Source organism: Acidovorax sp. (assembly GCF_022763525.1).
Taxonomy (GTDB): Bacteria; Pseudomonadota; Gammaproteobacteria; order Burkholderiales; family Burkholderiaceae_C; genus Acidovorax.
Map to the genome: position 1 here is coordinate 1 of NZ_JALEGG010000283.1, position 22810 is coordinate 22810.

The window sequence follows — 22810 nt, forward strand, 5'->3', positions numbered from 1 at the left end:
GCGCGCTCACGCACCTCGGGCGAGAACTTGTTCGTCTTCTTCATGGCTCAATCCTCTCAGAGTGTTGAGCCTCCTCAAAAACCGGGGCGATTCACCTTTTCGCGGCGACTCCAGCACAGATCGAAAAGCTAGGCAGAGAACTGACGCCGGAAGCCGAGCTTGCAGCCAAAAATCTCCCAAGTGCTACTGAGATGCTCTCAAAGGTGTTGCGAGCAGCACCCGCTGGGTTGACCGCGCATCTGGCGGAGTTCAACGAGTATTCACGACACGCCTTGAACTCGTATGTCCACAGCGGGATTCACCCGCTTCGCCGTGTGCGTGAGGGATTTCCGGTGGAGATGGCAATGAATCTGATTCGAATCTCCAATGGGCTCATGCACATGGCTTACCGAATGCTTGCCAATCTCATGGGATCACAGCGCCGAATGGACAAAGTGACTCACTTGTATAAACAATTCACCGATTGCTGCCCCATGGCCCCATCGGGTGAAGCGTCCGCAAAAAGCTAGTTCGCGGGAGCCAGTTTCCCGGCTGTGTTTGGATACGTCTCAGGGCATCCCAGCGACCCATATTCAATCACTCATACAGTGTCCGCCCACTCGTCGAGAACAGGCATCAACCGCATGCCCTAGAGCGTTGAGTTCAGTTCAGAAATGGCCTTCACCCCCTGACTGCCAGCTCTACGTGGAAATTGACACTGAAAGCAGCTATCCTGAAATTCAATCTCCCTTCCTGTTCTGACTGGAGATTCACCATGGAAAAGCGCTGGTGCAATGCGTGCGGAGAGTTGTTTGAACCCCGGCCTCAAACCCCTCACCAGTTGTACTGCGCAAAGCCAGAGTGTCAGCAGTCACGCAAACGCTTGTGGCAAAAGACGAAGCGCAAGACTGACGATGACTACCACGAGAACCAGGCTCAGGCCCAGTCTAGCTGGCGCAGGAATCATCCAGACTATTGGCGCCGTTACCGCGAATCACACCCCGAATACACAGCTGCCAATCGGCAACGGCAGAAGCAACGCAATGCGCGGCGCTCCTCTGCTTTGCACGCGTCCCCAATTGCAAAGAGTGACGCGTCACCACAAGCCTTGCCCGTATTGGGCATCTTCAAACTCATTGCAATCGCCCCGGCTACGTTGGCAGGACAGCAGGAATGGATTGTCCAGATCAGCTTGGCGCCTTGAACCTGTTCGGAGACGCGTGATTGCAAAGAGAGGACTTCATCGCCAACAGATGATGACGCTGGTAGTGTGGTGTTGCCGTTGCTGACCCGGGAGATGTTTCCAGGTAGCCGATGACCTCGTGGCGCAGCACCACGAGTCCGTTGAGGAGCTGCACGATGGATAAAGGCGATCTTCCACTGCCACAGAATGGGCAATCGAACTTCCGCGCGGCAGAGTACGTGCGGATGTCGACCGAGCACCAGCAATACTCCACACACAACCAAGTCGCTCGCATTCGGGAGTACGCCCAGCAACGCGGCATCGAGGTGGTGAAAACCTATGCCGACGAAGGCAAGAGCGGGCTTCGGATTGCCGGACGGCTTGCCTTGCAACAGCTCATTGAGGACGTGGAATCGGGTGCTGCGGACTTCTCCATGGTACTCGTCTACGACGTTAGCCGTTGGGGTCGCTTCCAAGATGCGGATGAGAGCGCGTACTACGAATATCGGTGCAAGCGTGCGGGTATTCAGGTGGTCTACTGCGCGGAACAGTTTGAGAACGATGGCTCGCCCATCTCAACCATCGTCAAGGGAGTGAAGCGAACCATGGCTGGCGAGTACAGCCGAGAGTTGTCGACGAAAGTGTTTGCAGGCCAGTGCCGGCTGATCGAGTTAGGTTATCGGCAAGGAGGGCCTGCGGGCTTTGGATTGCGCCGACTACTAGTTGATCAGACGGGTGCTAGTAAGGCAGAACTGGCACGCGGCGAGCACAAAAGTTTGCAGACCGACCGCGTCGTTTTGGTGCCTGGACCCCAGGAAGAGGTGCAGGTGGTCCAAAGCATCTACCGATGGTTTGTCAATGACGGCTTGTCTGAGACGGAGATCGCCTCGCGATTGAACTGCTCGGGCATCCGCACCGATCTGGGTCGCGAATGGAACAGAGCCACTGTTCATGAGGTCCTCATCAACGAAAAGTACATCGGCAGCAACGTCTACAACCGGGTGTCCTTCAAGCTTCGCAAGCTGAGAGTGGTCAATCCTTCAGACATGTGGATTCGCAAGGAGGACGCCTTCCCCGCCATCGTCGCCAAGGAGGACTTCTACACGGCACAAGGCATCATCCGCGCGCGCTCGCGCCGCTATTCAGACGAAGAATTGATTGAGCGACTTCGCAACCTCTATCAGCACCGCCAGGCGCTGTCTGGGCTCATCATCAATTCAACCGAGGGCATGCCATCCTCTTCGGTCTACGCCCATCGCTTCGGCAGCTTGGTACGTGCTTACCAACTTGTTGGCTTCGTCCCATCGCGCGATTTTCAGTACGTCGAAATTAACCGGCATCTGCGCCGAATGCATCCCGCCATCGTCGTGCAAACCGAGGAGAAGATGGCGGCGTTGGGCGGTAGCGTACGACGCGATCCACTCACCAATCTCCTGTATGTCAACGAGGAGTTCAGCGTCTCCATCGTTCTGGCTCGTTGTCGGCGGCGCGAGTCAGGACAATTGTTCTGGAAGATGCGGTTCGACACTGGCCTTGCGCCCGATCTCACGGTAGCGGTACGTCTGGATCTCTCCAACCAGTCTGCTCTGGACTACTACTTGTGGCCAAGACTGGACTTCGGCAATCCCCGCATCAGTTTGGGAGAACGCAATCCGGTGGAACTGGAGAACTACCGGTTCGACAACCTGGACTACTTCTATGGAATGGCAGCACGAACCCGGCTGCGGAGAGCGGCATGACCGAGCCGCTTTCTCTGCCCGAGCTGCGCATGATCCCGATGGACCGCATTGAGATCCTTAATCCGCGCGAGCGCAACCAGCGCAAATTCAGCGCGATTGTGGAAAACATCGGAGCAGTTGGTCTGAAGAAGCCTGTGACAGTCACACCGCGTCCGGGCGAGGACGGTGCAGAGCGCTACGTACTGGTGTGCGGCGAAGGGCGATTCAAGGCATTCCAACAACTGGGGGAGAAGCGCATTCCAGCGCTTGTGGTCATGGTCTCCGACGAAGATGCGTTCGTCATGAGCCTCGCGGAGAATGTCGCGCGGAGACGGCATCAACCACTGGAGCTGCTGCGCGGCATCACGTTGCTGCGCGACAAAGGCCATTCCGTCCAAGACATCGCGCGCAAAACCAACCTGCACGAGTCCTATGTGCGGCACATTCTTGAGTTGGTCGACAAGGGGGAAGAGCGACTTTTGGTTGCCGTCGAGCGCGGCAAGATGCCGATTACCGTGGCCATTCTCATCGTTGGTGCCGGCAACGACGACAAGGCAGTGCAGATGGCAATGCAAGAAGCCTACGAATCTGGCGAGTTACGTGGCCCGCAGCTGATGTACGCCAAGAAGCTGGTGGAGCGGCGCCAGTTTCTAGGACGCTCCATCGCGCGTTCCACGCCTCGGAAGCCTGTCGACATCACCTCGTCTAGCTTGGTGCGTGCCTACAAGACAGAGGTTGAGCGCCAGCGCATCATGATCCGCAAGTCGTCTCTCGTCCAGCAGCGACTTTTCTTTGTATACGGCGCACTGAGAAAGATGTTGGGCGACGAGAACCTGGTCAACATCCTTCGACTGGAGGGGCTGGACACCTTGCCCAAGTACCTCGCGGAACGCGTTTCCCGCAGTGGAGGCTCTGTATGACATCCACGACCCTTGGGTTTCTGCCCAAACCGCTCATGATTGAGGTCGACCGAATTCTTCCATCGGTCAAACTCGACCAAAAGATCACAGCGACGTACAAGTTCCGGCAGATCAAGGAATCCATCGCCGAGATCGGTCTCATTGAGCCCCTGGTGGTCACAGCGGTCGACCGCAAGACCTCACGGCATCTCATCCTGGACGGGCATTTGCGCTTAATGGCCATGAAAGAGCTGGAGCTCAACGAGATTCCCTGCCTGGTCTCCACCGACGACGAGTCTTTCACGTACAACAACCAGCTGAACCGCCTGTCGACTATCCAAGAGCACATCATGATCCGCCGCGCGATGGATCGGGGCATTTCTGCAGCGAAGCTAGCCAAGGGGTTGTGCATTGATGTGAGCTTGCTGCAAAAGAAGCGCAGCCTGCTCGACGGGATTTGTGATGAGGTGGCCAGGATTCTGAAAGACCACCAATTCTCGACAGAAGTGACCGCAGTGTTGCGACGTATGAAGCCCACTCGTCAGGTCGAGTGCGCCGAACTGATGGTGGCCGCCAACACGGTGACTGCCAGCTACGCCCGTGCGATGCTCGCGGCGACACCAGAAGAAATGCTGGTCGGCGGTAAGAAGACGGTTCGAAGCGCCGCGATGTCGCAAGAGCAGGTGGCTCGGATGGAAAACGAGATGACCAACCTGCTGGGGCAGTACAAGCTGGCCGAGCAATCGCACAGCGAGGACATGCTGAACTTGATGATCGCCCGAGGCTACATCGTCAAGCTCGTAGACAACGCGCGCGTGCTGCGGTACATGCAGACCCACTTCCCCGAGGTCTTGGAAGAATTCGCCAAGATCGTGGAGATGACGACCGTAGAAACGTGAGCGCGTTTCAGCTCCATATGTATATGAGGGCAGCGGATCCAGCTTTGGTAGCACTGAACATCACTACCTAACCGCCGAACCCCTTCCGAAACAGCCGACTCTGGCGCTGACGGTGACGGTGACGGTGACGGTGACGGTGACGGTGACGGTGACGCGAGTTATGCCTTGCGTTTCTCTTGGGCTCAAGAGCCTTCACAATCAGCGTATTTCACCTTCCCACCCCAAGAGATCGACTTGCAGGGAGCCACTAGTCATGGGTTGGGGCAATCCACCACCCATCATCAACACCGTGTGGAATACCCCAAGGGGTAAACTTGGGAGGAAAGTGCGTCCAAGGGGGTGCGCTCCCTGGTGTCACCGGTGGTATGTAGGATCTTTGCAGGTTTGTGGGAATGATTTCTAGAGCCGTTCCCATTGGAACTGCAAATGTGATTGGTTTGCAAGGCCCTGGGTTTGCAGGTTCAGTGAGAACCTACAGATCGTCAGTCGATCGATTCGCCGCCCCCTACCGCCGCTCGCGCATTCAGGAAGGCCACCCTTGGGTGGCCTTTGTGCCCTTTGCCCGACCCTCTTCGCATGACCCATCTCGCCATCCGTCCCGCCACCGTTGACGACACCGACCTGATCCTGCACTTCGTGCGGGAGCTGGCCATCTATGAAAAAGCGGAGCAAGAGGCGCTGGCCACGCCCGCGCATGTGCACCGCACGCTGTTCTGCGCCAACCCCAAGGTGCATGGCCTGATCTGCCAGGACGGCGACACCCCTGTGGGCTTTGCGGTGTATTTCTTCAACTACTCCACCTGGCAGGGCCGCCACGGCCTGTATCTGGAAGACCTCTACGTATCGCCCGAGCACCGCGGCAAGGGCGCGGGCATGGCGCTGCTCAGGCAACTCGCACGCATCGCGGTGGACCATGACTGCGGACGCTTCGAGTGGAGCGTGCTGGACTGGAACACACCCTCCATCGCGCTGTATGACAGCCTCGGCGCACGCCCGCAGAGCGAGTGGATCCGGTACCGTCTCACCGGGAACGAGTTGCACGCGTTGGCGGCGCAGGTGCAGTCGCTGGACTTGCAGCCGCCCACACCCGCCCCATGAGATCCCCCATCGCCATCGTTGATGTCGACCGCCTCGACACCTGGACCCGCTACCGCGCGGGCCTGTGCGAAACCTGCGCGGCCAACTGCTGCACGATGCCGCTGGAGGTGCAGCTCTCGGACCTGGTGCGGCTGGAGCTGGTGGACCCGTTCGAGGCGGAGCATGAAGAAATCCGCCACATTGCCAAGCGGCTGCAGAAAGCGAAGTTGATCGACCACTTCAACCACAAGAACGCGATCTTCACGATGGCGCGCCGGGCGAGTGGGGACTGCAACTTTCTGGACCCCAAGACGCGGCTGTGCACGGTGTATGACCAGCGGCCCGAGACCTGCCGGCTGCACCCGCAGAAGAAGAGCCCCAAGCCAGGGTACTGCGCCTACGGTGCGCGGGAGTTGCGGCGCAAGGGGTGAAGCCATCGCGCCGCGCCCCATCTGCAGCGGCGGCGCGTCGATGAAGTCAGGGATCAATACCGAGGGTGGGCTGCAGCGCGCAATGCTGTCTGCTGATGACTGTGCATCAGCGGCGCCAGACTAAATCATCAAGCAGGACCGCCCAGCGCCGCCACGCAGCCAGCCAGCGCCCGGACTACACGGTCTCGCGCTGCACAAAGCCCGCCAGTGGCTCGGTGGGCGCCGGCAGGCTGTGCACCTCCACCGCTTCGACCTTTGCATGCTCCGGGCCATGGTGGGCCCAGTCGATCAGGGACTGCACGGCTTCTGCGGGGCCGGTGGCTTCGGCCTCCACGCTGCCGTCGCGGCGGTTGCGCACCCAGCCTTGCACACCGCGCTGCCGGGCGGCCATCACCAGGGACCAGCGGTAGCCCACGCCCTGCACCCGACCGCGGATACACAGGTGCCGGGTGATAGGCGCAGAGGGGGTGTCGGTGGGCGAGGCGGTGTTCGGGGACATGCCGCACTGTAGCGCGCCACCCTGCACCGGCCCCCACCGGCCGGGCTCGACCCGCCCCAGCCGCGCGCGTAAGCTGCGGTCTGGCGCTGCCGGCCCACAAGGTGGCCCGCCGCGTTCGCACCATGACCATGCCGTCTTCGCGCACCCCGCCCAAGGCCCTGCCCGCCATCGACACCGACCGCTGCACCGGCTGCGGCTGGTGCGTGGGCGTGTGCGCGCCGCATGTGCTGTCGCTGCAGGTGTTGCCGCCACCGTCCGGCCAACCGCAGCAGCAGGGCAGAGCCGTCTGGGGGCCCAAGCGATCACAGTTGCATGACGCCAATGGCTGCACCGGGTGCGCGCTGTGCGCGGTGCGCTGCCCGTTCGATGCCATCCGCATGGTGCGCACGCGGGTGGCGGATGACATGGTCGACGCAGGCTGATGGCCCTTTGCCCCACGCGGCAAGCTAGGAGCAACCAGGCAGGTCGGGTAGACGGCCCCCGACACCATCGGTGTTCCACTCACCCTGAACGCTATCGAACTGATAGCTGCTTGCGCTTGATAAACAAGCGCCAGAGCCGAAAAAGACTGCGTACCACCCGCAAGCACAGCGCTGCACCACACGACGTAGGACAAGGCCCACACCACCACGCCACCCGCGCCCACCCGCTCGTCAGCCCGGCCGTGGTCTCATCGGCCCTTTCCAACTGCAGAGGACTCCCGCATGCCCGAAAAGAAAGCCAGCGTTCATTGGGAAGGTGCCGGCAAGGCCGGCCAGGGCCAGATCAGCACCGAAACGGGTGCGCTGGACAAATACCCCTACGGCTTTGCCAGCCGCTTCGGTGACGACCGCAAGGGCACCAACCCCGAGGAGATCGTGGGCGCGGCCCACGCGGCGTGCTTCACCATGGCGTTCTCGTTCGCGGCGGACAAGGCAGGCATTGCCACCGAGAGCATCGACACCACCGCCAGCGTGCGGCTGTCCAAGGACGGCGATGGCTTCGTGATCGACCGCATCGCGCTCACGCTGAACGCCAAGGTGCCGGGGCTGGACGAAGCCGCCTTCCAGAAGCTGGCGGCCGACGCCAAGGCCAACTGCCCGCTGTCGAAGGCGCTGGCGGCAGTGCCCGAGATCACGCTGACCGCTACGCTGGTGAAGTAGCAACTAGCGGCGCCTGCGGGCTCTGCACCATGTTTGCCCCCTCACAGTGCCCTCACCGCGCGTGCCAACGCGGCGAAGGCCTGCCGGTCCAGCGCGTGGGTGAAGGCGGTGTTGGGCACGGGGTGGGTGGACAACTTCACCACCACCAGCTCCGCGGCCGGATTGATGTGGAGGTGCTGGCCCATCAGGCCTTTGGCTTCCAGCGTGCCGTCCGCGTCGTGCGGCACCCACCATTGGTTGTGGTACGAGTAGCCCGCGCGCATGGCCGTGCCGGGGGCCTTGTCGAACTGGGCGGGATCGGCACCTTTGCGCAGCTCGGCGATGGTGGCGGGCGCAACGATCTGCTGGCCGTTGAAGCGGCCGTTGGCGCGCAGCATTTCGCCCAGCCGGCCCAGGTCGCGCAGCGTGGCGTTCACGCCCACGCTGGTCGAGGGGCCGCCGTTCGCATCGACAAACACATAGGCATCTTCCTGCGCGCCCAGGCGCGACCAGATGCGCTCGGACAGCAGCGTCGCGTAGGGCTTGCCCGTCACGCGCTGTAGCAGCCAGCCCAGCACTTCCGTGTCCACCGATTTGTAGGCGAACGCGCTGCCGTGCTCGCCGTCTTTCCTCAGCGTGGGCAAAAACTCGGCCATGCTTTTGGCGGCGCTGCTGCCGGGCGGCGCGGGCTGCAGGCCGGCGGCGGCCAGGTACTGGAACACGCCGGACGCGGGGTCGGCAAAGTTCTCGGCGTATTGCACGCCGGTGGTCATGTCCAGCGCCTGCTGCACCGTGGCGTCGGCCCAGGCGCTCGTGGCCAGCTCGGGCAGGTAGCGGGGGATCAGCGCGTTCGGGTCGATCAGGCCTTCCTGGATGAGCTCGGTCACTAAGAGGCCAACCAGGGACTTGCTCATGGACCACAACACATGCGGCTGGTGGGCCTGCAGGCCCGCGGGGTAGCGCTCGTACACCACGCGGCCACGGTGCAGCACCAGCAGGCCGTCGGTGTAGGTGGCCTTCTGCCAGTCGGCCAGCGTGGTGGTGCCGCCCTTGCCGTCGGCAAAGGCCAGTGCGTCGTCCAGCGCACGTGCAGCAGCAGGCAGGGTGCTGGGCGTGCCTGCGCCGCGCCAGACGGCCGCGGTAGGCCCCAGCTCGCGCAGGTGCTGCGCGGCCCAGCGCACGTTGGGGTACTTGAGGATGTTGGCCAGGCGCACGATCTTGTCGGGCGGCGGCGGAAAGCCCTGCATCAGTTGCAGCGTGACGGGGTGGGTGGCCTCGGGTGGCGGCAGCTGGGGCGCCTGGGCATGGCTGATGGAGGCCATGCCCAGGGCTGCTGCGGCAGCGGCGAGGGTGACCAGGGCAAACGGGAGGCGGGGGAACAGCATGGTGCGAAAGTCCTGCAAAAGGTGAATGCGGAGGGGCGAGGGAAACGAACAAAAGGAAAGAGGCGGTGACATGAAAGGCAGGCCTACGCCCGCGCCGCCAGTAGCGCGCGGATCACGGCTTCGGTGCGGTCGTATTCGCCTTCGCCAAAGTGCTTGTAGCGAATGCGGCCCTGCGCATCGATGAGGTAGGCGGCGGGCCAGTACTGGTTGCTGTAGGCCCTCCAGGTGCCGTAGCGGTTGTCTTGCGCCACGGGGTGCTTCACGCCATGGCGGCGCATGGCCACCTCGACGTTGCTGGTGGTGCGCTCGAACGGGAACTCCGGCGTGTGTACACCCACCACGGTGAGGCCCTGGGGCGTGTACAGCTCGGCCCAGCGGTTCACCTGGGGCAGCGTGCGAATGCAGTTGATGCAGGCATATGTCCAGAAGTCCACCAGCACCACGCGGCCGCGCAGCTGGGCCAGGGTGAGCGGTTCGGAGTTGAGCCAGCGCTCGATGCCGGTGAACTCAGGCGCCGCGCCAAAGTCGGGCAAGGTGGCGGCCTGGACGGTGGGCCCTGCTGCGTGGGTGAGGGCGGGTGCCGCCACGGCAGCAGCCACGGAGGCTGCAGACGCCAGGAACGTGCGGCGCTGAAACGAGATGGGTGAGGAAGGGTGCGATGTCATGGTGAAAACTCCTTGCTGCGGGCGGCTTACAGCCCGCCAGAACCCGAGGGATAGAACTGTGAAAGCCAGGCGGTGACCTGCCCATCCAGCTCCAGCAGCATGGCCAGCGCCACGGCGATGACCACCACGCCAAAGGCCTGCTGAACACGGTGCGCATGGCGCGAGATGCGGCGCACATGGCTGGCCGCCGCCTGGCCGCCGTAGCCAATGGCCAGCATGGGGATTGCGGCGCCGGTGGAATACGCGAGCAACAGCACCGCGGTGCTGATCCCGGGCGGCTCGGTGGCGATGAGGGTGAGGATGGAAGCCAGCACCGGCCCGGCACAGGGCGTCCACACGGCGCCCAGGCTCAGTCCCAGCAGCAGGCCGCCCCAGTTGCCGGCCGATGAGCTACGCCCCAAGCCGGCCACACGGTTGACCAGCCCGCCCGCGTGCAGGCTGAGCCATTGAAAGGGCCGGGGCCACACGGTGAGCACGCCGAACACCAGCAGCATCACGGCGGCGAACCGGCGCAAGCCCTCGGGCGACACGCCCAGCACCTGCGTGAAGCTGCTGAACAGCAGTGCCACGGCCGCGAACGACAGCGCAAAGCCCAGCGCAATGAACAGCGGCCGCGTGCGCTGCGCGGTGCCGCCGGCCACCGACGCGCCCAGCACCACCGGCAGCATGGGCAGCACGCAGGGCGCGCCCACGGTGAGCATGCCCGCAGCCACGGCCAGCCAGGGCGAGGTGGCGGCCATGGTCATTGCACACCCCCGTGCTCGGCGGCGGGGCGGCGCCACACCTGCGTCTTGCCGAACAGCGGAATGCCCACGTAAGCGCGCACCAGCAGCTGGCCGGGCTCGGCGGGGGTAAAGGTGGCTCGGTAGGTCTTGGCGTTCTCGCGGTTGTAGATCTCGCCCCGGTACTCGGTGTTGCGGCCATCGGTGGGGCGCAGGCCCGACAGCAGGGTCATGCCCAGCGCGGGCCCCGCGTCGGCCGCCGCCATCTCGGTGCCCGGCGCGCTCATGGAGCGGTTGCCCAGCACGCGCACCACCTTGCCGCACAGGGCCGCGCCAGCACACGGCGCAATGTCCACCTCCAGGTTGCCGCTTTCGGTGATCCAGCGGCCCAGCGGGGCCTGGGCAGGCGCAGCGGCCAGGGATTGCTGGGCGCTGGCCCAGGGGGCCACGCACAGCGCCAGCAGCCCGCCCGTGCTCATCCAGGGGTTCATCTTCATGGCAAGGTCCTCGTGAAGTTCAGGAAGACCGCATTGAAGCCAGCGGACGTATCGGTGATATTTCGTGGCTGGGCCTTTTGGTATGCGTGCGTGTCGGCAGCGCCGCCAGACAAGTTCAGATACACACGGCCTGCCGCGCCACCCCCGCGGCCGGGGCAAACCCCGGAGAATCCAGGCCCATGAGCACGTCCACTGCAGACCACATCCTGATCGTCGATGACGACGCCGGCATCCGCGAGCTGGTGGCCGAGTACCTGCAGCGCCAGGGCCTGCAGGTGAGCGTGGCGGCCGATGGCCGGCAGATGCGCGAGGTGCTGGCCACGCAGCGCGTCGACCTCCTGGTGCTGGACCTGATGTTGCCCGGCACCGACGGCATCGCGCTGTGCCGCGAGTTGCGCAGCCCGGGCGCGCGGCCGCTGCCCATCATCATGCTCACCGCGCGCAGCGACGAGGCCGACCGCATCCTGGGCCTGGAGCTGGGCGCGGACGACTACCTGACCAAGCCCTTCGCCGCGCGAGAGCTGCTCGCGCGCATCCACGCCGTGCTGCGGCGCACGCGCATGCTGCCGCCCAACCTGGTCATGGCCGAGCCTGCCCGCCACCTGGCGTTTGGCCGCTGGCGGCTGGACACCACGGCGCGCCACCTGCTCGATGCCACGGGCGCGGTAGTGGCGCTGTCGGGTGCTGAATACCGCCTGCTGCGCGTGCTGCTGGACCACCCGCAGCGCATCCTCACGCGCGACCAGCTGTTGCAGCTCACGCAGGGGCGGGATGCCGATGTGTTCGACCGCTCCATCGACCTGCTGGTCAGCCGTGTGCGCCAGCGGCTGGGGGACGAGGCGCGAGGCTCGCGCTACATCAAGACGGTGCGCAATGAGGGCTACGTGTTCTGCGCCGACGTGCAGCCAGCGGCCACGCCCGAAAGGACGGCCGCATGACGCCGCGCTCATCGCGCCTGCCGTGGCCGCGCTCGCTCTTCGGGCGCATCCTGCTGGTGCTGGCGCTGGGCCTGGCGCTGGCCCACGCGCTCACCTTGGTGCTGGCATTCACCGAGCGTGGCATGACCATGCGCCGCGCCATGGTGTCGTACCTGGCCAGCGACGTGGCCAGTTCCGTGGCCATGCTGGAGCGTCTGCCCGCGGCAGAGCGCGCGCAGTGGGTGGACCGGCTGGCGCGCCGCAACTACCGGTTTGTGCTGACGCCGCCCCTGAACGCACCCGAAGACCCCTCGGGCATGGCGCGCCTTGTCGCCACCGCCGTGACAGCGGCATTGCCCCCGGACCAGCCCGTGCAGGTGATCGACCCCCACCTGCCCGGCACCGAACTGCGCCTGCAGCTGCAATTGAGCGACGGCACCCCGCTGGCCGTGGACATGGACACGCCCCGGCTGCAGATCTCGCCCTGGGTATTGGGCGCGCTGGCGCTGCAGCTCACCCTGCTGGTGGCCCTGTGCGCCTGGGCCGTTCGCGCTGCCACACAGCCCCTGCGCACGCTGGCCGATGCGGCCGATGCCCTGGGCCGCGACCGCCCCGCCGCGCCCCTGGCAGAGGATGGCCCGCGCGAGGTTCAGCGCGCCGCCCAGGCCTTCAACCGCATGCAGCAGCGCATCCAGGCGCACCTGGATGAACGCATGCAGATTCTGGCGGCCGTATCGCACGACCTGCAGACACCCATCACCCGCCTGCGCCTGCGCGCCGACCTGCTGGACGATGCCGCGCTGCGCAACAAGCTGCACGGGGACTTGGCCGAGATGCAGTCGCTGGTGGAAGAGGGCATTGCCTACGCGCGCTCTTCCGAGGCGATCAAGGAGCCCCTGCAGCGCGTGGACTTGCGCGCGCTGGTGCAAAGCATTGCATTCGACTACGCCGATGCGGGCCTGCCCGTGCAGCTGCTGCACGCCGCGCTGGGCACCTGCGACACCCGTCCCCAGGCCCTGCGCCGCCTGGTGTGCAACCTGGTGGACAACGCGCTCAAGTTTGCGGGCGCGGCCGAACTGAGCCTGGAGGCCGGCCACGACGGCCAATGGCTGGTACGGGTGCTGGACCGGGGCCCGGGCATCCCTGCCAACGAACTGGCCGCGGTGCTGCAGCCCTATGTGCGGCTGGAAGACTCGCGCAACCGCAGCACCGGCGGCACCGGCCTGGGCCTGGCGATTGCGAACGAACTGGCGCAGGCGCTGGGCGGCCAGCTGGTGCTGGAGCCGCGCGGCGACGGCCCGGGCCTGGAGGCACGCGTCGAACTGCCCGGCCCGCAGCTGTAGTGCCAAGCTGGGCACCACCCATTGCTACAGTGGCCCTTCTGTCGACACATGATGATGATGGAGAACGCCGTGGACAACACCCGCAATACCGCCCCCACCACAGACAGCGGCAGCAACACGCGCAGCCACCACGCGCAGATCCGCATCGGCATCGGCGGCTGGACCTTCGAGCCCTGGCGCGACAACTTCTACCCGGCAGGCCTCGCGCACAGCAAGGAGCTGCACTACGCCAGCCGCCAGCTCACGGCGATCGAGGTCAACGGCACCTACTACAGCACCTTCAAGCCCCCCACGTTCGCCAAGTGGCGCGGCGAGACGCCCGAAGGATTCATGTTCTCGCTCAAGGCCAACCGCTTTGCCACGCACCGCCGCGTGCTGGCCGAGGCAGGCGACTCGATCCAGCGGTTTGTCGAGAGCGGCATCACCGAACTCAAGGACAAGCTCGGCCCCATCGTCTGGCAATTCATGCCCACCAAGGTGTTCGAGCCCGGCGACTTCGAGGCCTTCCTCGCGCTGCTGCCCCAGGCCGTGGACGGCCGCCGACTGCGCCATGTGCTCGACGTGCGGCATGAGAGCTTTGCCACGCCAGCCTTCCTCGCGCTGGCCCGCCGCTACGGCTGCGTACCGGTGCACACCGATTCGGAAAAATTCCCGGCCATTGCCGACGCCGAGGCGGACTTCGCCTACCTGCGGCTGATGCGCAGCCAGGCCGATGTGCCCACCGGCTATCCGCCCGAAGCCATTGCACAGTGGGCCGCCGGCGTGCGCGCCTGGACGGGCGGCGAACGGCCGCGGGACGTGTTCGTGTACTTCATCAACGGCGCGAAGGAGCGCGCGCCAGCAGGGGCGATGGAACTGATGGCGCAGCTGGGTGTAGAGGCATTCAGAAGCGAATAGACCACTGGCGCTTATCTACCATGCGCGGCAAGCTACTGAATCAATAGCAAATACACACACATCGGGCGGCAGATCAAGCGGGCCCTCAGGCCGCATTCGCATCTGCGCGCAACGCGCCGCACCGCGCGGGCTTGACGCGCGCCCGGCTTCGTCGGGTACACTGCGCCTCCTCATGTCGTACACCACTCCCGCCTTCGCCGCACGCGCCGCTGCCTTCCAGGGCATGGGCATGATGCTGCCTGCGTTCACGCGGGCGATGGGTGCACGAATGATTACCACCATTACCACCGCGGCCACCTGAGCACGCGCAGGTGGCCGTTCCGGCAGCCACCTGGTGATCGCTCTCTTCTCCCCCAAGACGAATGCACGAAACCCAGCTCTGGCAGCTGGGTTTTTTTGTTTGTTCGTCTGCCGGAGAAGTCCATGTACCGTGATCCCATCCAATCCCTTGAAGCCCTGCTGGAGCAGCCGCCCGCTGCCGCCATGCGCCCCCTGCGCGTGGGCATGATCGGCATTGGCACCGTGGGCGCGGGCACCTTCCGCGTGCTGGCGCGCAACCAGGCCGAAATCGCGGGCCGCGCGGGGCGGAGCATCAAGATGGTGGTGGTCTGCGCCCGCAGCCTGGCCCGCGCCATGGGCGTGGTGGGCAAGGAGGTGGCACTGACCAACGACCCGATGCAGGTCGCAACGCACCCCGAGGTGGACGTGCTGGTGGAAGCAGCGGGCGGCACCGGCCCTGCGCGCGACTGGGTGCTGGCCGCCATCCGTGCGGGCAAGCACGTGATCACGGCCAACAAGGCGCTGCTGGCCGAGCATGGCAACGAGATCTTTGCCGCCGCGCGCCAGCATGGGGTGGCCGTGGCGTACGAAGGCGCGGTGGCCGTGAGCATCCCCATCGTGAAGGCCCTGCGCGAGGGCCTCACGGCCAACCGCATCGAGTGGGTGGCGGGCATCATCAACGGCACCACCAACTTCATCCTGAGCAAGATGCGCGATGAAGGCGTGGGCTTTGCCGAAGCGCTGGCCCAGGCCCAGGCCCTGGGCTACGCCGAGGCCGACCCGACGTTCGACATCGAGGGCCTGGACGCGGCGCACAAGATCTCGCTGCTGGCGGCCAATGCGTTTGGCATGCCGGTCCGGTTTGCCGATGCGCAGGTGGAGGGCATCACTGCGCTGCAGGGCCTGGACGTGGCCTGTGCGGAGCAGCTGGGCTTTCGCATCAAGCTGCTGGGCGTGGCCAAGCGGCGCAAGGACGGTGACGCCGAAGGGGTGGAGCTGCGCGTGCAGCCCGCGCTGGTGCCCGCCACGCATTTGCTGGCGCACGTGAATGGCTCGATGAACGCCGTGATGGTCAAAGGCGATGCGTCGGGCGTGACGATGTACTACGGCGCGGGCGCGGGGTCGGAGCAGACAGCCTCGGCCGTGATTGCCGACCTGGTGGACGTGGCGCGTCTGCAAGGCATCCCCGCTGCGCAGCGCGTGCCCCACCTGGGCTTTCATCCTGAGGCGGTGGACGAACAACTGGCCGTGCTCCCCCGCGCAGCTGTGCACACCCGCCACTACCTGCGCGTGCCTGTGCACAGCGCCCAGCAGATCGAGGCCGTGGGTGCCTGGCTGGCGGCGCAGCACGTGCCCGTGCAGCGTGTGGAGCTGGCCTGCGACAAGGCGCTGCCCAAGGGCAGCGAGCCCCACGTGCTGGTGCTGACCGATGCCGTGGCCCAAGCCACGGTCGACCTGGCCGTGCACGCACTGGCCGCCCACCCTGCAGTGGCCGGGCCAGTGGTGGCGCTGCGGGTGGAGCTGCTGGAGGGGTGATTCGCCGCCAACCCGTTCACGCTGAGGCTGTCGGAGCGCCGCCACGGCTTCGGCAGGCTCAGCCCGACCGGTGATGAACGATTTCAGCCAGGGTCACAAAAATCTGATCAAAACAGGCTCCAGCGCTTATCCATCAAGCGCCAATAGCTATTAATTTTGATGCATTCGTGTACCCACGGCATCAAGCCGCCAGCACCAGCGCGGCCATGTCCCGTGCTGCAGATGTGCCCTCGGCCAGCAAGCCCTGCACCACGCCCGCGCGGTCGGTGTCGGTGCGGTTCTGGCCCACCTTCCAGACGCCTTCCCAGCGCTCCACCGCCAATTCGACACCCACGATGGCACCGAGCAGCTTGTCGATGTAGTCGGCCGGGGCGTCGTCGATGCCCCAGGGGTCCGGGCGATGGGCCTCGTGCTGTTCGCTCAGGGTGTGCAGGATGGCGCGCAACCGCACCGGGTCGTCCACCGCATGGAGCGTGCCGTGGGCGTGCACGGTGGCGTAGTTCCAGGTGGGCACCTGTTTGCCGTCGATGGCCTTGGACGGGTACCACGAAGGCGACACATAGGCCTGCGGTCCGTGGAACACTGCCACCGCCTTTTGCGGCAGCAGCGGCCACAAGCCGTTGCCGCGCCCCACGTGGCCCACCAGCGTGCCGTGCGGGCCGCGCGCGGGGTCCAGAAATAAAGGCACATGGTTCACGTGCAGCGTGCCCTCGTGCGGCACGACCAGGGTGGCCAGGGGCTGGGTCTTCACCAGGCCCTGCAGCACGGCCGGGTCCGTCACCTGAAACAGGCGGTTGGCAATGGTCATGTCAGCCACCTTCCACTTCGAGCACGGGCGCGCAGTCGATCCGTGTCTTGACGGAGTTGGCCAGAAAGCACGCGGCATGGGCGCGGTGGTGCAGGTCGTCCAGCTGTGCGGCACTGGGTGCGTGGGCCGCGTCAAACTGCGTGACGGGGCGCAACAGCACGTGGGTGACGGCGAGCTGGCCCTCGGCGTTCTTGGCCATGGTGCCCACGGCCGCGTCGATGTAGCGGTTAAGCCGGTAACCGGAGCGGCTGGCGAAGTCCATGAACCACAGCATGTGGCAGCTCGACAGGGCTGCGATGTAGGCTTCTTCGGGGTCCACCGCCGCCGCATCGGAGTACGGCAGCGGCACCACATGGGGCGACGACGACGCGGCCACGGTAGCGCCGCCATCGAACTGCCAAGTGTGGGCGCGGTGGTAGCGCTTGTCCAGAAAGTCGTCGGTGCCACGGGACCAGATAACGGTGGCGGTGTGCTCGGCCATGGGGTGTCTCGCTTTCAAGGGGTTCTAAAATGGTTCTTCAGTTTATGGCTGCAACGCTACAACCAAGGGGCCAATTCATGCCAGTTGCCGGAGCCAATACCCAAACCACCGCGGCCCCGGACGGGCGCCTGGGCCAGCTGCGCCAGCGGGTGTACGAGCAGTTGCGCAGCGCCATCGAGCAGGGCCGCCTGCCGGCCGGCACGCGCCTGCCGCCGTCGCGCGAGCACGCGGCCAGCCTGGGCGTGGCGCGCAACACGGTGCTCTGGGCAGTACAGCGCCTGCAGGCCGAGGGCTATGTGGAGGCACGCGTGGGCGACGGCACCTATGTCTCGCAGGCCGCAAGCGCACCGCCCCCGCAAGGGCTGGTAGCGCCGCCGCGCGGCCTCTCGCGGCGCGGGCAGCTCATTGCCGAGACGGCTGCCCGCTGGCGGCCGCCGCATGTGGCGGCACGCGCGTTCCGCATCGGCGCGCCCGAGGTGGACACTTTTCCGTTTGCCCTGTGGGACCGCCTGGCACGCCGGGCCAGCCCCCGTCAGCGCAGCGCCCGGGCGCAATACCTGGACCCGGCTGGTGATCCGGACTTGCGCCAGGCCATCGCACTGTGGCTGTGGGCATCGCGCGGCATCCGCTGCGATGCGGCGCAGGTGGTGGTGTGCTCGGGCTCGCAGCAAGGTATCGACCTCATTGCGCGGCTGCTGCTGGACGCGGGCGACGAGGTGCTGGTGGAAGACCCGGGCTACCCCGGCATCCGCGCCAGCCTGCTGGGCCACGGCGTGCTGGCGCGGCCCGTGGCGCTGGATGCGCAGGGCCTGCGCATCGACGAGGGCGCGGCGCAGTGGCCCCGCGCATGCATGGCCGTGGTCACGCCCACGCACCAGTTTCCTACCGGCGTGTGCATGGGCCTCGCACGGCGGCAGGCCCTGCTGCAGTGGGCGCGCACGCACGACGCCTGGGTGGTCGAAGACGACTATGACGGCGAGTTCCAATACGGCAAGAACGATGGCAAGGCCCAGCGCGTGCCCGCACTGTGCAGCCTGCCGGGATCGGAACGCGTGCTCTACGTGGGCACCTTCAGCAAGACACTGCACCCCGGCCTGCGCCTGGGGTTTGTGGTGGTTCCGCCCGCGCTGGTGGAGGCTTTTGCCATGGCACGGGCCATCACCGACCGGCACGCACCGGGCGATGCGCAAGCGGTGCTGGCGCGCTTCATTGCCGAAGGCCACCTGCTGCGCCACCTGCGGCAGATGCGCGAGCTGTACCAGGCACGCCAGCGGGTGCTGATCGCGGCGCTGGCTGATGCGAGCGATGGCGCCTGGCAGGTGCAGCCCAGCGACCGCGGCATGCACCTGCTGCACGAATGCGCGCCAGGCAACGATGACGAGACCCTGAGCCGCCGCGCGCTCACGGCTGGCGTGATGTTGGCGCCGCTGTCGCGCTACGCAATGCAGTCGCAGCGGCGGGGCTGGCTGCTGGGGTATGCGGGGTATGGCGAGGCGGAGATCCGCGCAGCGGCGCGCGTGGTGGGCGGGCTCGCGCGCACGTTGCGATGAATTGCTTGAGCCGGCATGGATCCGCTTGAACCGTTCACGCTGAGCCTGTCGAAGCGCCGCGCAGGGCTTCGACAGGCTCAGCCCGAACGGGTTTTCAGGTGCAAAGAGGCCGGCTCAATAATTGGCATCAGGCTGCGGGGCCAGGACAGCGCCGCGCTCTGTCAACGTCGAACCTACGCTCTGCGGCTGCACCTTGCGCCACCAGTGCGTGGACAGCGCCGGCGCGCGAATGTCCAGCCGCTCGCCCATGATGGGCGCCACCAGCGGCACCTGCGCGGCAGCAGCCAGCGCGGTGATGCGCTCGAAAGGCTCCACCCACGGATGCAGCGACAGGTCGAACGTGCCGTTGTGGATGGGGAAAAGATGCCGGCCCTTCACGTCCAGGTGGGCCTGCAGGCTCTCCTCGGGGTGCATATGGATGTCGGGCCAGTCGGCGTTGTAGGCGCCGGTTTCGATCAGCGTGAGATCGAAGGGACCGAACCGCTCGCCAATCGCCTTGAAGCCATCGAAATAGCCCGTGTCGCCGCTGAAGAAGATGCGGGTCTCGCCAGCGATCAGCACCCAGGACGCCCACAGCGTGCTGTTGCCGTCCGAGAAGCTCCGGCCCGAGAAATGCTGCGCGGGCGCGGCCACCAGCTGCAGCCCGGCAATGGTGGTGCCCTGCCACCAGTCGAACTGCTGCACCTTGGCCGCGGGCACGCCCCAGCCGATGAGCCGGTCGCCCACGCCCAGCGGGGTGATGAAGTGCTCCACCTTGGGTGCGAGCTTCTGGATGGCAGCGTAGTCCAGGTGGTCGTAGTGGTCGTGCGACAGGATCACGCCGGTGATGGGCGGAAGCTCTTCGATGGTGATGGGCGGCGCATGAAAACGCTTGGGGCCCATGAACTGGAACGGCGAGGCGCGCTCGGAGAACACCGGGTCGGTCAGCCAGAACGCGCCGTTGATCTTGAACAGCAAGGTGGAGTGCCCCAGGCGCCACAGGCTCAAGTCGGGTGCGGCCAGCAGGTCCGAGCGCATCACGGCGTACACCGGCAGGGGCTCGCGCGGCGCCGCATCAGCGGGCTTGCCGGTGGCAAAGCGCCACATCACCTGCAGCGTCTTGAGCGTGCCGAGCTGGTGGCGGGGCGCCGCATTGCGGAACTTGCCGCCCGCGAACTGGGGCGACTGTTCATACGAAACCACCGGCTGGGCGGCGCGGGAGAAAATGCTGTAGGCCATGGCGATCAGGATCAGGGTAAGTAAAACCGCCAAGGGCAGACGGCGGCGAAGGGGTTTCAGGCGCGGCACAGGCGGTTCATAAAATTACACTGCACAGTGTAGTTCACTTTTATAAAAAGTAAACTACCGGGTGTAAAATTTACCCATGTCCACTGTCCCGCCACCCGCCCGCCTGACCGACCGCAAACGCGATGCCATCGTGCAGGCGGCCATCGGCGCGTTCCGCGAGCACGGCTTCAACGGCACCAGCATGGACCGCGTGGCCGCGGCGGCCGACGTGTCCAAGCGCACGGTGTACAACCACTTTCCGAGCAAGGAAGAGCTGTTCGAAGCCATCCTGCTGCTGATGTGGGAGCGCAGCCAGTCGCCCGACGATCTGGCCTACACCGCAGCCCGCCCGCTGCGCGACCAGCTGCTGGAGCTGCTGGCGCAGAAGATGCGCCTGCTCAATGACGCGAGCTTCATCGACCTGAGCCGCGTGGCCATGGCCGACATGATGCATTCACCCGAGCGCGCGCGCGGCATCACGGCCAAGCTCTCGGCCAAGGAAGAGGGCCTGCCGCGCTGGCTGCGTGCCGCCCAGCAGGACGGCCGCCTGCGGCCCACCATGGACGTGCCCTACGCCGCGCAGCAGCTGCAAGGCATGGTCAAGGCCTTTGCCTTCTGGCCCCAACTGGCGATGGGGCAGCCACCCCTGACCACCGCCCTGCAGACGCAGGTGGTGGGCGATGCGGTGGACATGTTCCTGGGTTTTTATGCCACCTCCACGGATGAGGCCAAGGCCCCCGCAAGAACCAAGGCAAGAGGCCCAGGCAAGGCGGTGGCAGCCCGGGCCACCACACCTGCAAAGCCCACCCCGCGCCGGGCCCCCCAGCGCTGATCAGCGCCACTACCCGGGCCAGCCAGCGGCATCCGGGCCGATTTGCACTACGCTCGCCCGTTCTTTCCACGCAGCCTGAACACCATGCCCGTCGCCCCCTACCTCGACACCGCCCCGGTTCTGGACACCGGCGTTTTCATCCACGGCTCCGCCCAGGTCATCGGCGACGTTACCCTGGGCCGCGACAGCTCCGTGTGGTGCAACGCCGTGCTGCGCGGCGATGTGAACCGCATCACCGTGGGGGCCTGCAGCAACGTGCAGGACCTGACCATGGGCCACGTCTCGCACCGCAACGCGGCCAAGCCCGAGGGCTCGCCGCTGGTCATCGGCGACTACGTCACCATCGGCCATTCGGTGATCCTGCACGGCTGCCGCATCGGCAACGAATGCCTCATCGGCATGGGCTCGATCGTGATGGACGACGCCATCATCGAAGACCGCGTGATGCTGGGCGCGGGCAGCCTGGTCTCGCCCGGCAAGGTGCTGGAAAGCGGTTATCTCTACATCGGCCGCCCCGCCGTGCGCCAGCGGGCGCTGACCGAGGCCGAGATCGCGTACCTCAGGTACTCCGCCGAGCACTATGTGCGGGTGAAGAACAATTACCTGCCCCCCGCAGGCCCCGCCCCTCTGGACTGATGCACGGGCCGCCTGAGGCCCTGGGCGATGGCGGAGGTGCGGCGCATAATTTCTGGCATATGAGCGAACTTCTTGAGCACCTGTCCGAATCCGTTGTCACGGCCCGTTCCGTGGAGGAGTTGACGCGTCCGCTGCTTGAGATGCTCGAATCGGTGACAGGGCTGGAGTCCACCTACCTCACGTCCATCGACGAGGCCGAAGGCGTGCAACATGTGCTGTACGCACGCAACTCCAGCGTCATGCAGATCCCCGAAGGCCTGGCCGTGCCCTGGAACGACACGCTGTGCAAGCGCGCACTTGAAGAAGGCCGCGCCTTCACCAACGACGTGCCCGCCCGCTGGGGCGATTCGCAGGCCGCGCGCGACCTGGGCATACGCACCTACGTGAGCCAGCCCGTGCGCATGGGCGACGGTGCGCTGTACGGCACGCTGTGCGCGGCCAGCACCCGGTCCCACCCGCGCGCGCCGGAGGCCGAGCGCATCCTCACGCTGTTTGCCTATCTGATCGGGCAGCAGGTGGAACGCGAGCAGCTCATCCAGAAGCTGCTGGCGGCCAACGAGAAGCTCGCCGCCGTGGCGGCCACCGACCAGCTCACGGGCCTGCCCAACCGCCGCGCCCTCATGCGGGCGCTGGACCGCATGCTCGCGCAGGGCCGCCGCCGCCACCTGGGCGTGCAGATCGCCTTCATCGACCTGGATGGATTCAAGGCCATCAATGACACCCACGGCCATGAGGTGGGCGACCAGTTCCTCGTGGCCGTAGCGCAGCGCCTGCGGGGCATGCTGCGGGCGGAGGATCTGGCAGCGCGCCTGGGCGGCGATGAATTCGTGGTCGCCAGCCTGAGCGAGCATGCCGGCGAGGCAGCGAGCGACGCGCAGGAAGCGCTCGGCCGGCGCATTGCGCAGGCCACCCAGGGGCGGTTCGAGCTGGCCGGAACATCGCTCGACTACGGCGGCGCCAGCGTGGGCGTAGTCACCATCGCGCCCGACCAGCAGCGCAGCATCGACGAAGTGCTGCGCGTGGCCGATCAGACGATGTACCGCGTCAAGCGCGCTCGGCGCGACGCCCAGGACACGCTCGCGCAGGCAAGCAGCGGGCTGGCGGCCCACGGCTGAGCTGCGGACAACCCGCCAGCGCAGGCCATGCGCCTGTGGCATTGGCCACACTGCCACGTGGCCGGGCGGCGGTCG

General features: G+C 65.9%; 25 protein-coding genes. 17 read left to right on the plus strand and 8 right to left on the minus strand.

The features are described from left to right. Positions 1 to 754 precede the first annotated feature (754 nt). The 6 genes from MRY84_RS21530 (at position 755) to MRY84_RS21555 (ending at position 6186) form a co-directional block, all read left to right on the plus strand. Positions 755 to 1183 (plus strand): hypothetical protein, encoded by a 429-nt coding sequence (locus MRY84_RS21530; protein ID WP_291507720.1) that lies wholly within the window; start codon positions 755 to 757, stop codon positions 1181 to 1183. Positions 1184 to 1338: 155 nt separating this feature from the next. Then, positions 1339 to 2901, plus strand: a complete 1563-nt coding sequence (locus MRY84_RS21535; RefSeq protein WP_291507721.1) for a recombinase family protein — start codon at positions 1339 to 1341, stop codon at positions 2899 to 2901. Beyond that, positions 2898 to 3800, plus strand: a complete 903-nt coding sequence (locus tag MRY84_RS21540) for a ParB/RepB/Spo0J family partition protein (protein ID WP_291443614.1) — start codon at positions 2898 to 2900, stop codon at positions 3798 to 3800. The genes MRY84_RS21535 and MRY84_RS21540 overlap by 4 nt, the downstream gene beginning before the upstream one ends. Next, positions 3797 to 4678: a plasmid partitioning protein RepB C-terminal domain-containing protein gene (locus MRY84_RS21545; RefSeq protein ID WP_291443612.1), complete on the plus strand. Its 882-nt coding sequence runs from the start codon at positions 3797 to 3799 to the stop codon at positions 4676 to 4678. The genes MRY84_RS21540 and MRY84_RS21545 overlap by 4 nt, the downstream gene beginning before the upstream one ends. A 576-nt stretch (positions 4679 to 5254) precedes the next feature. Further along, positions 5255 to 5776: a GNAT family N-acetyltransferase gene (locus tag MRY84_RS21550; RefSeq protein WP_291507722.1), complete on the plus strand. Its 522-nt coding sequence runs from the start codon at positions 5255 to 5257 to the stop codon at positions 5774 to 5776. Beyond that, a complete protein-coding gene (locus MRY84_RS21555) occupies positions 5773 to 6186 on the plus strand; it encodes a YkgJ family cysteine cluster protein (RefSeq protein ID WP_291507723.1) in 414 nt (137 codons plus the stop codon). The genes MRY84_RS21550 and MRY84_RS21555 overlap by 4 nt, the downstream gene beginning before the upstream one ends. Before the next feature lie 175 nt (positions 6187 to 6361). Here the strand turns inward: MRY84_RS21555 and MRY84_RS21560 are convergent, their stop codons facing one another. Further along, entirely contained in the window at positions 6362 to 6685 is a 324-nt protein-coding gene (locus MRY84_RS21560; RefSeq protein ID WP_291507724.1) for an acylphosphatase, read from the minus strand. Positions 6686 to 6813: 128 nt separating this feature from the next. Between MRY84_RS21560 and MRY84_RS21565 the strand changes: the two genes are divergently transcribed. Together MRY84_RS21565 and MRY84_RS21570 are read left to right on the plus strand one after the other, a co-directional pair. Then, a complete protein-coding gene (locus MRY84_RS21565) occupies positions 6814 to 7107 on the plus strand; it encodes a 4Fe-4S binding protein (protein WP_291507753.1) in 294 nt (97 codons plus the stop codon). Between the two features lie 282 nt (positions 7108 to 7389). Then, complete coding sequence (locus MRY84_RS21570) at positions 7390 to 7827, plus strand: OsmC family protein (protein WP_291507725.1); 438 nt, start codon at positions 7390 to 7392, stop codon at positions 7825 to 7827. 41 nt (positions 7828 to 7868) lie between these two features. Here MRY84_RS21570 and MRY84_RS21575 read toward each other — a convergent pair whose 3' ends face one another. The 4 genes from MRY84_RS21575 to MRY84_RS21590 all read right to left on the minus strand — a co-directional run bounded on the left by MRY84_RS21575 (position 7869) and on the right by MRY84_RS21590 (position 11075). After that, positions 7869 to 9191 (minus strand): serine hydrolase, encoded by a 1323-nt coding sequence (locus MRY84_RS21575; protein ID WP_291507726.1) that lies wholly within the window; start codon positions 9189 to 9191, stop codon positions 7869 to 7871. Between the two features lie 83 nt (positions 9192 to 9274). Continuing rightward, positions 9275 to 9856, minus strand: a complete 582-nt coding sequence (locus tag MRY84_RS21580; RefSeq protein WP_291507727.1) for a thioredoxin family protein — start codon at positions 9854 to 9856, stop codon at positions 9275 to 9277. A 26-nt stretch (positions 9857 to 9882) separates the two neighbouring features. Beyond that, positions 9883 to 10602, minus strand: coding sequence for a cytochrome c biogenesis CcdA family protein (locus MRY84_RS21585; RefSeq protein WP_291507728.1), 720 nt, complete (start codon positions 10600 to 10602; stop codon positions 9883 to 9885). After that, on the minus strand, positions 10599 to 11075 hold the full coding sequence (locus tag MRY84_RS21590; protein ID WP_291507729.1) for a DUF2147 domain-containing protein: 477 nt from the start codon (positions 11073 to 11075) through the stop codon (positions 10599 to 10601). The genes MRY84_RS21585 and MRY84_RS21590 overlap by 4 nt, the downstream gene beginning before the upstream one ends. Before the next feature lie 179 nt (positions 11076 to 11254). On the opposite strand from MRY84_RS21590, the gene MRY84_RS21595 reads away from it, so the two are divergent. The 5 genes from MRY84_RS21595 (at position 11255) to MRY84_RS21615 (ending at position 16047) form a co-directional block, all read left to right on the plus strand. Beyond that, on the plus strand, positions 11255 to 12013 hold the full coding sequence (locus tag MRY84_RS21595) for a response regulator (RefSeq protein ID WP_291507730.1): 759 nt from the start codon (positions 11255 to 11257) through the stop codon (positions 12011 to 12013). Next, a complete protein-coding gene (locus MRY84_RS21600; RefSeq protein WP_291507731.1) occupies positions 12010 to 13335 on the plus strand; it encodes an ATP-binding protein in 1326 nt (441 codons plus the stop codon). The genes MRY84_RS21595 and MRY84_RS21600 overlap by 4 nt, the downstream gene beginning before the upstream one ends. A 54-nt stretch (positions 13336 to 13389) precedes the next feature. Continuing rightward, the gene (locus MRY84_RS21605; protein WP_291507754.1) at positions 13390 to 14232 is read left to right on the plus strand and encodes a DUF72 domain-containing protein; all 843 of its coding nucleotides are present in this window, start codon (positions 13390 to 13392) and stop codon (positions 14230 to 14232) included. Positions 14233 to 14404: 172 nt separating this feature from the next. Continuing rightward, on the plus strand, positions 14405 to 14533 hold the full coding sequence (locus MRY84_RS21610; RefSeq protein WP_291507732.1) for a hypothetical protein: 129 nt from the start codon (positions 14405 to 14407) through the stop codon (positions 14531 to 14533). 122 nt (positions 14534 to 14655) lie between these two features. Beyond that, positions 14656 to 16047, plus strand: coding sequence for a homoserine dehydrogenase (locus tag MRY84_RS21615; protein ID WP_291507733.1), 1392 nt, complete (start codon positions 14656 to 14658; stop codon positions 16045 to 16047). Between the two features lie 181 nt (positions 16048 to 16228). Here the strand turns inward: MRY84_RS21615 and MRY84_RS21620 are convergent, their stop codons facing one another. Then, a complete protein-coding gene (locus MRY84_RS21620; RefSeq protein ID WP_291507734.1) occupies positions 16229 to 16855 on the minus strand; it encodes an FMN-binding negative transcriptional regulator in 627 nt (208 codons plus the stop codon). Between the two features lies 1 nt (position 16856). After that, positions 16857 to 17336: an OsmC family protein gene (locus MRY84_RS21625; RefSeq protein ID WP_291507735.1), complete on the minus strand. Its 480-nt coding sequence runs from the start codon at positions 17334 to 17336 to the stop codon at positions 16857 to 16859. 77 nt (positions 17337 to 17413) lie between these two features. On the opposite strand from MRY84_RS21625, the gene MRY84_RS21630 reads away from it, so the two are divergent. Next, positions 17414 to 18886, plus strand: a complete 1473-nt coding sequence (locus MRY84_RS21630; protein ID WP_291507736.1) for a PLP-dependent aminotransferase family protein — start codon at positions 17414 to 17416, stop codon at positions 18884 to 18886. A gap of 114 nt (positions 18887 to 19000) precedes the next feature. On the opposite strand, the gene MRY84_RS21635 is transcribed toward MRY84_RS21630, so the two are convergent. Next, positions 19001 to 20104, minus strand: coding sequence for an MBL fold metallo-hydrolase (locus tag MRY84_RS21635; RefSeq protein ID WP_291507737.1), 1104 nt, complete (start codon positions 20102 to 20104; stop codon positions 19001 to 19003). A 145-nt stretch (positions 20105 to 20249) separates the two neighbouring features. Here MRY84_RS21635 and MRY84_RS21640 point away from each other — a divergent pair, with 145 nt between their 5' ends. The 3 genes from MRY84_RS21640 (at position 20250) to MRY84_RS21650 (ending at position 22735) form a co-directional block, all read left to right on the plus strand. Continuing rightward, complete coding sequence (locus tag MRY84_RS21640) at positions 20250 to 20984, plus strand: TetR/AcrR family transcriptional regulator (RefSeq protein ID WP_291507738.1); 735 nt, start codon at positions 20250 to 20252, stop codon at positions 20982 to 20984. 84 nt (positions 20985 to 21068) lie between these two features. Beyond that, complete coding sequence (locus tag MRY84_RS21645) at positions 21069 to 21620, plus strand: gamma carbonic anhydrase family protein (protein ID WP_291507739.1); 552 nt, start codon at positions 21069 to 21071, stop codon at positions 21618 to 21620. A 59-nt stretch (positions 21621 to 21679) separates the two neighbouring features. Further along, complete coding sequence (locus MRY84_RS21650; protein ID WP_291507740.1) at positions 21680 to 22735, plus strand: sensor domain-containing diguanylate cyclase; 1056 nt, start codon at positions 21680 to 21682, stop codon at positions 22733 to 22735. Positions 22736 to 22810 lie beyond the last annotated feature (75 nt).

Excerpts from the sequence above, each read along its gene's own strand:
- MRY84_RS21595 (WP_291507730.1), top strand. The coding sequence starts at position 11,255 with ATGAGCACGTCCACTGCAGACCACATCCTGATCGTCGATGACGACGCC.
- MRY84_RS21600 (WP_291507731.1), top strand. The coding sequence starts at position 12,010 with ATGACGCCGCGCTCATCGCGCCTGCCGTGGCCGCGCTCGCTCTTCGGG.
- MRY84_RS21530 (WP_291507720.1), top strand. The coding sequence starts at position 755 with ATGGAAAAGCGCTGGTGCAATGCGTGCGGAGAGTTGTTTGAACCCCGG.
- MRY84_RS21645 (WP_291507739.1), top strand. The coding sequence starts at position 21,069 with ATGCCCGTCGCCCCCTACCTCGACACCGCCCCGGTTCTGGACACCGGC.
- MRY84_RS21550 (WP_291507722.1), top strand. The coding sequence starts at position 5,255 with ATGACCCATCTCGCCATCCGTCCCGCCACCGTTGACGACACCGACCTG.
- MRY84_RS21575 (WP_291507726.1), bottom strand. The coding sequence starts at position 9,191 with ATGCTGTTCCCCCGCCTCCCGTTTGCCCTGGTCACCCTCGCCGCTGCC.
- MRY84_RS21555 (WP_291507723.1), top strand. The coding sequence starts at position 5,773 with ATGAGATCCCCCATCGCCATCGTTGATGTCGACCGCCTCGACACCTGG.
- MRY84_RS21540 (WP_291443614.1), top strand. The coding sequence starts at position 2,898 with ATGACCGAGCCGCTTTCTCTGCCCGAGCTGCGCATGATCCCGATGGAC.
- MRY84_RS21605 (WP_291507754.1), top strand. The coding sequence starts at position 13,390 with ATGATGGAGAACGCCGTGGACAACACCCGCAATACCGCCCCCACCACA.
- MRY84_RS21620 (WP_291507734.1), bottom strand. The coding sequence starts at position 16,855 with ATGACCATTGCCAACCGCCTGTTTCAGGTGACGGACCCGGCCGTGCTG.
- MRY84_RS21615 (WP_291507733.1), top strand. The coding sequence starts at position 14,656 with ATGTACCGTGATCCCATCCAATCCCTTGAAGCCCTGCTGGAGCAGCCG.
- MRY84_RS21545 (WP_291443612.1), top strand. The coding sequence starts at position 3,797 with ATGACATCCACGACCCTTGGGTTTCTGCCCAAACCGCTCATGATTGAG.
- MRY84_RS21580 (WP_291507727.1), bottom strand. The coding sequence starts at position 9,856 with ATGACATCGCACCCTTCCTCACCCATCTCGTTTCAGCGCCGCACGTTC.
- MRY84_RS21585 (WP_291507728.1), bottom strand. The coding sequence starts at position 10,602 with ATGACCATGGCCGCCACCTCGCCCTGGCTGGCCGTGGCTGCGGGCATG.
- MRY84_RS21630 (WP_291507736.1), top strand. The coding sequence starts at position 17,414 with ATGCCAGTTGCCGGAGCCAATACCCAAACCACCGCGGCCCCGGACGGG.
- MRY84_RS21635 (WP_291507737.1), bottom strand. The coding sequence starts at position 20,104 with ATGGCCTACAGCATTTTCTCCCGCGCCGCCCAGCCGGTGGTTTCGTAT.
- MRY84_RS21590 (WP_291507729.1), bottom strand. The coding sequence starts at position 11,075 with ATGAAGATGAACCCCTGGATGAGCACGGGCGGGCTGCTGGCGCTGTGC.
- MRY84_RS21625 (WP_291507735.1), bottom strand. The coding sequence starts at position 17,336 with ATGGCCGAGCACACCGCCACCGTTATCTGGTCCCGTGGCACCGACGAC.
- MRY84_RS21560 (WP_291507724.1), bottom strand. The coding sequence starts at position 6,685 with ATGTCCCCGAACACCGCCTCGCCCACCGACACCCCCTCTGCGCCTATC.
- MRY84_RS21640 (WP_291507738.1), top strand. The coding sequence starts at position 20,250 with ATGTCCACTGTCCCGCCACCCGCCCGCCTGACCGACCGCAAACGCGAT.
- MRY84_RS21650 (WP_291507740.1), top strand. The coding sequence starts at position 21,680 with ATGAGCGAACTTCTTGAGCACCTGTCCGAATCCGTTGTCACGGCCCGT.
- MRY84_RS21610 (WP_291507732.1), top strand. The coding sequence starts at position 14,405 with ATGTCGTACACCACTCCCGCCTTCGCCGCACGCGCCGCTGCCTTCCAG.
- MRY84_RS21565 (WP_291507753.1), top strand. The coding sequence starts at position 6,814 with ATGCCGTCTTCGCGCACCCCGCCCAAGGCCCTGCCCGCCATCGACACC.
- MRY84_RS21535 (WP_291507721.1), top strand. The coding sequence starts at position 1,339 with ATGGATAAAGGCGATCTTCCACTGCCACAGAATGGGCAATCGAACTTC.
- MRY84_RS21570 (WP_291507725.1), top strand. The coding sequence starts at position 7,390 with ATGCCCGAAAAGAAAGCCAGCGTTCATTGGGAAGGTGCCGGCAAGGCC.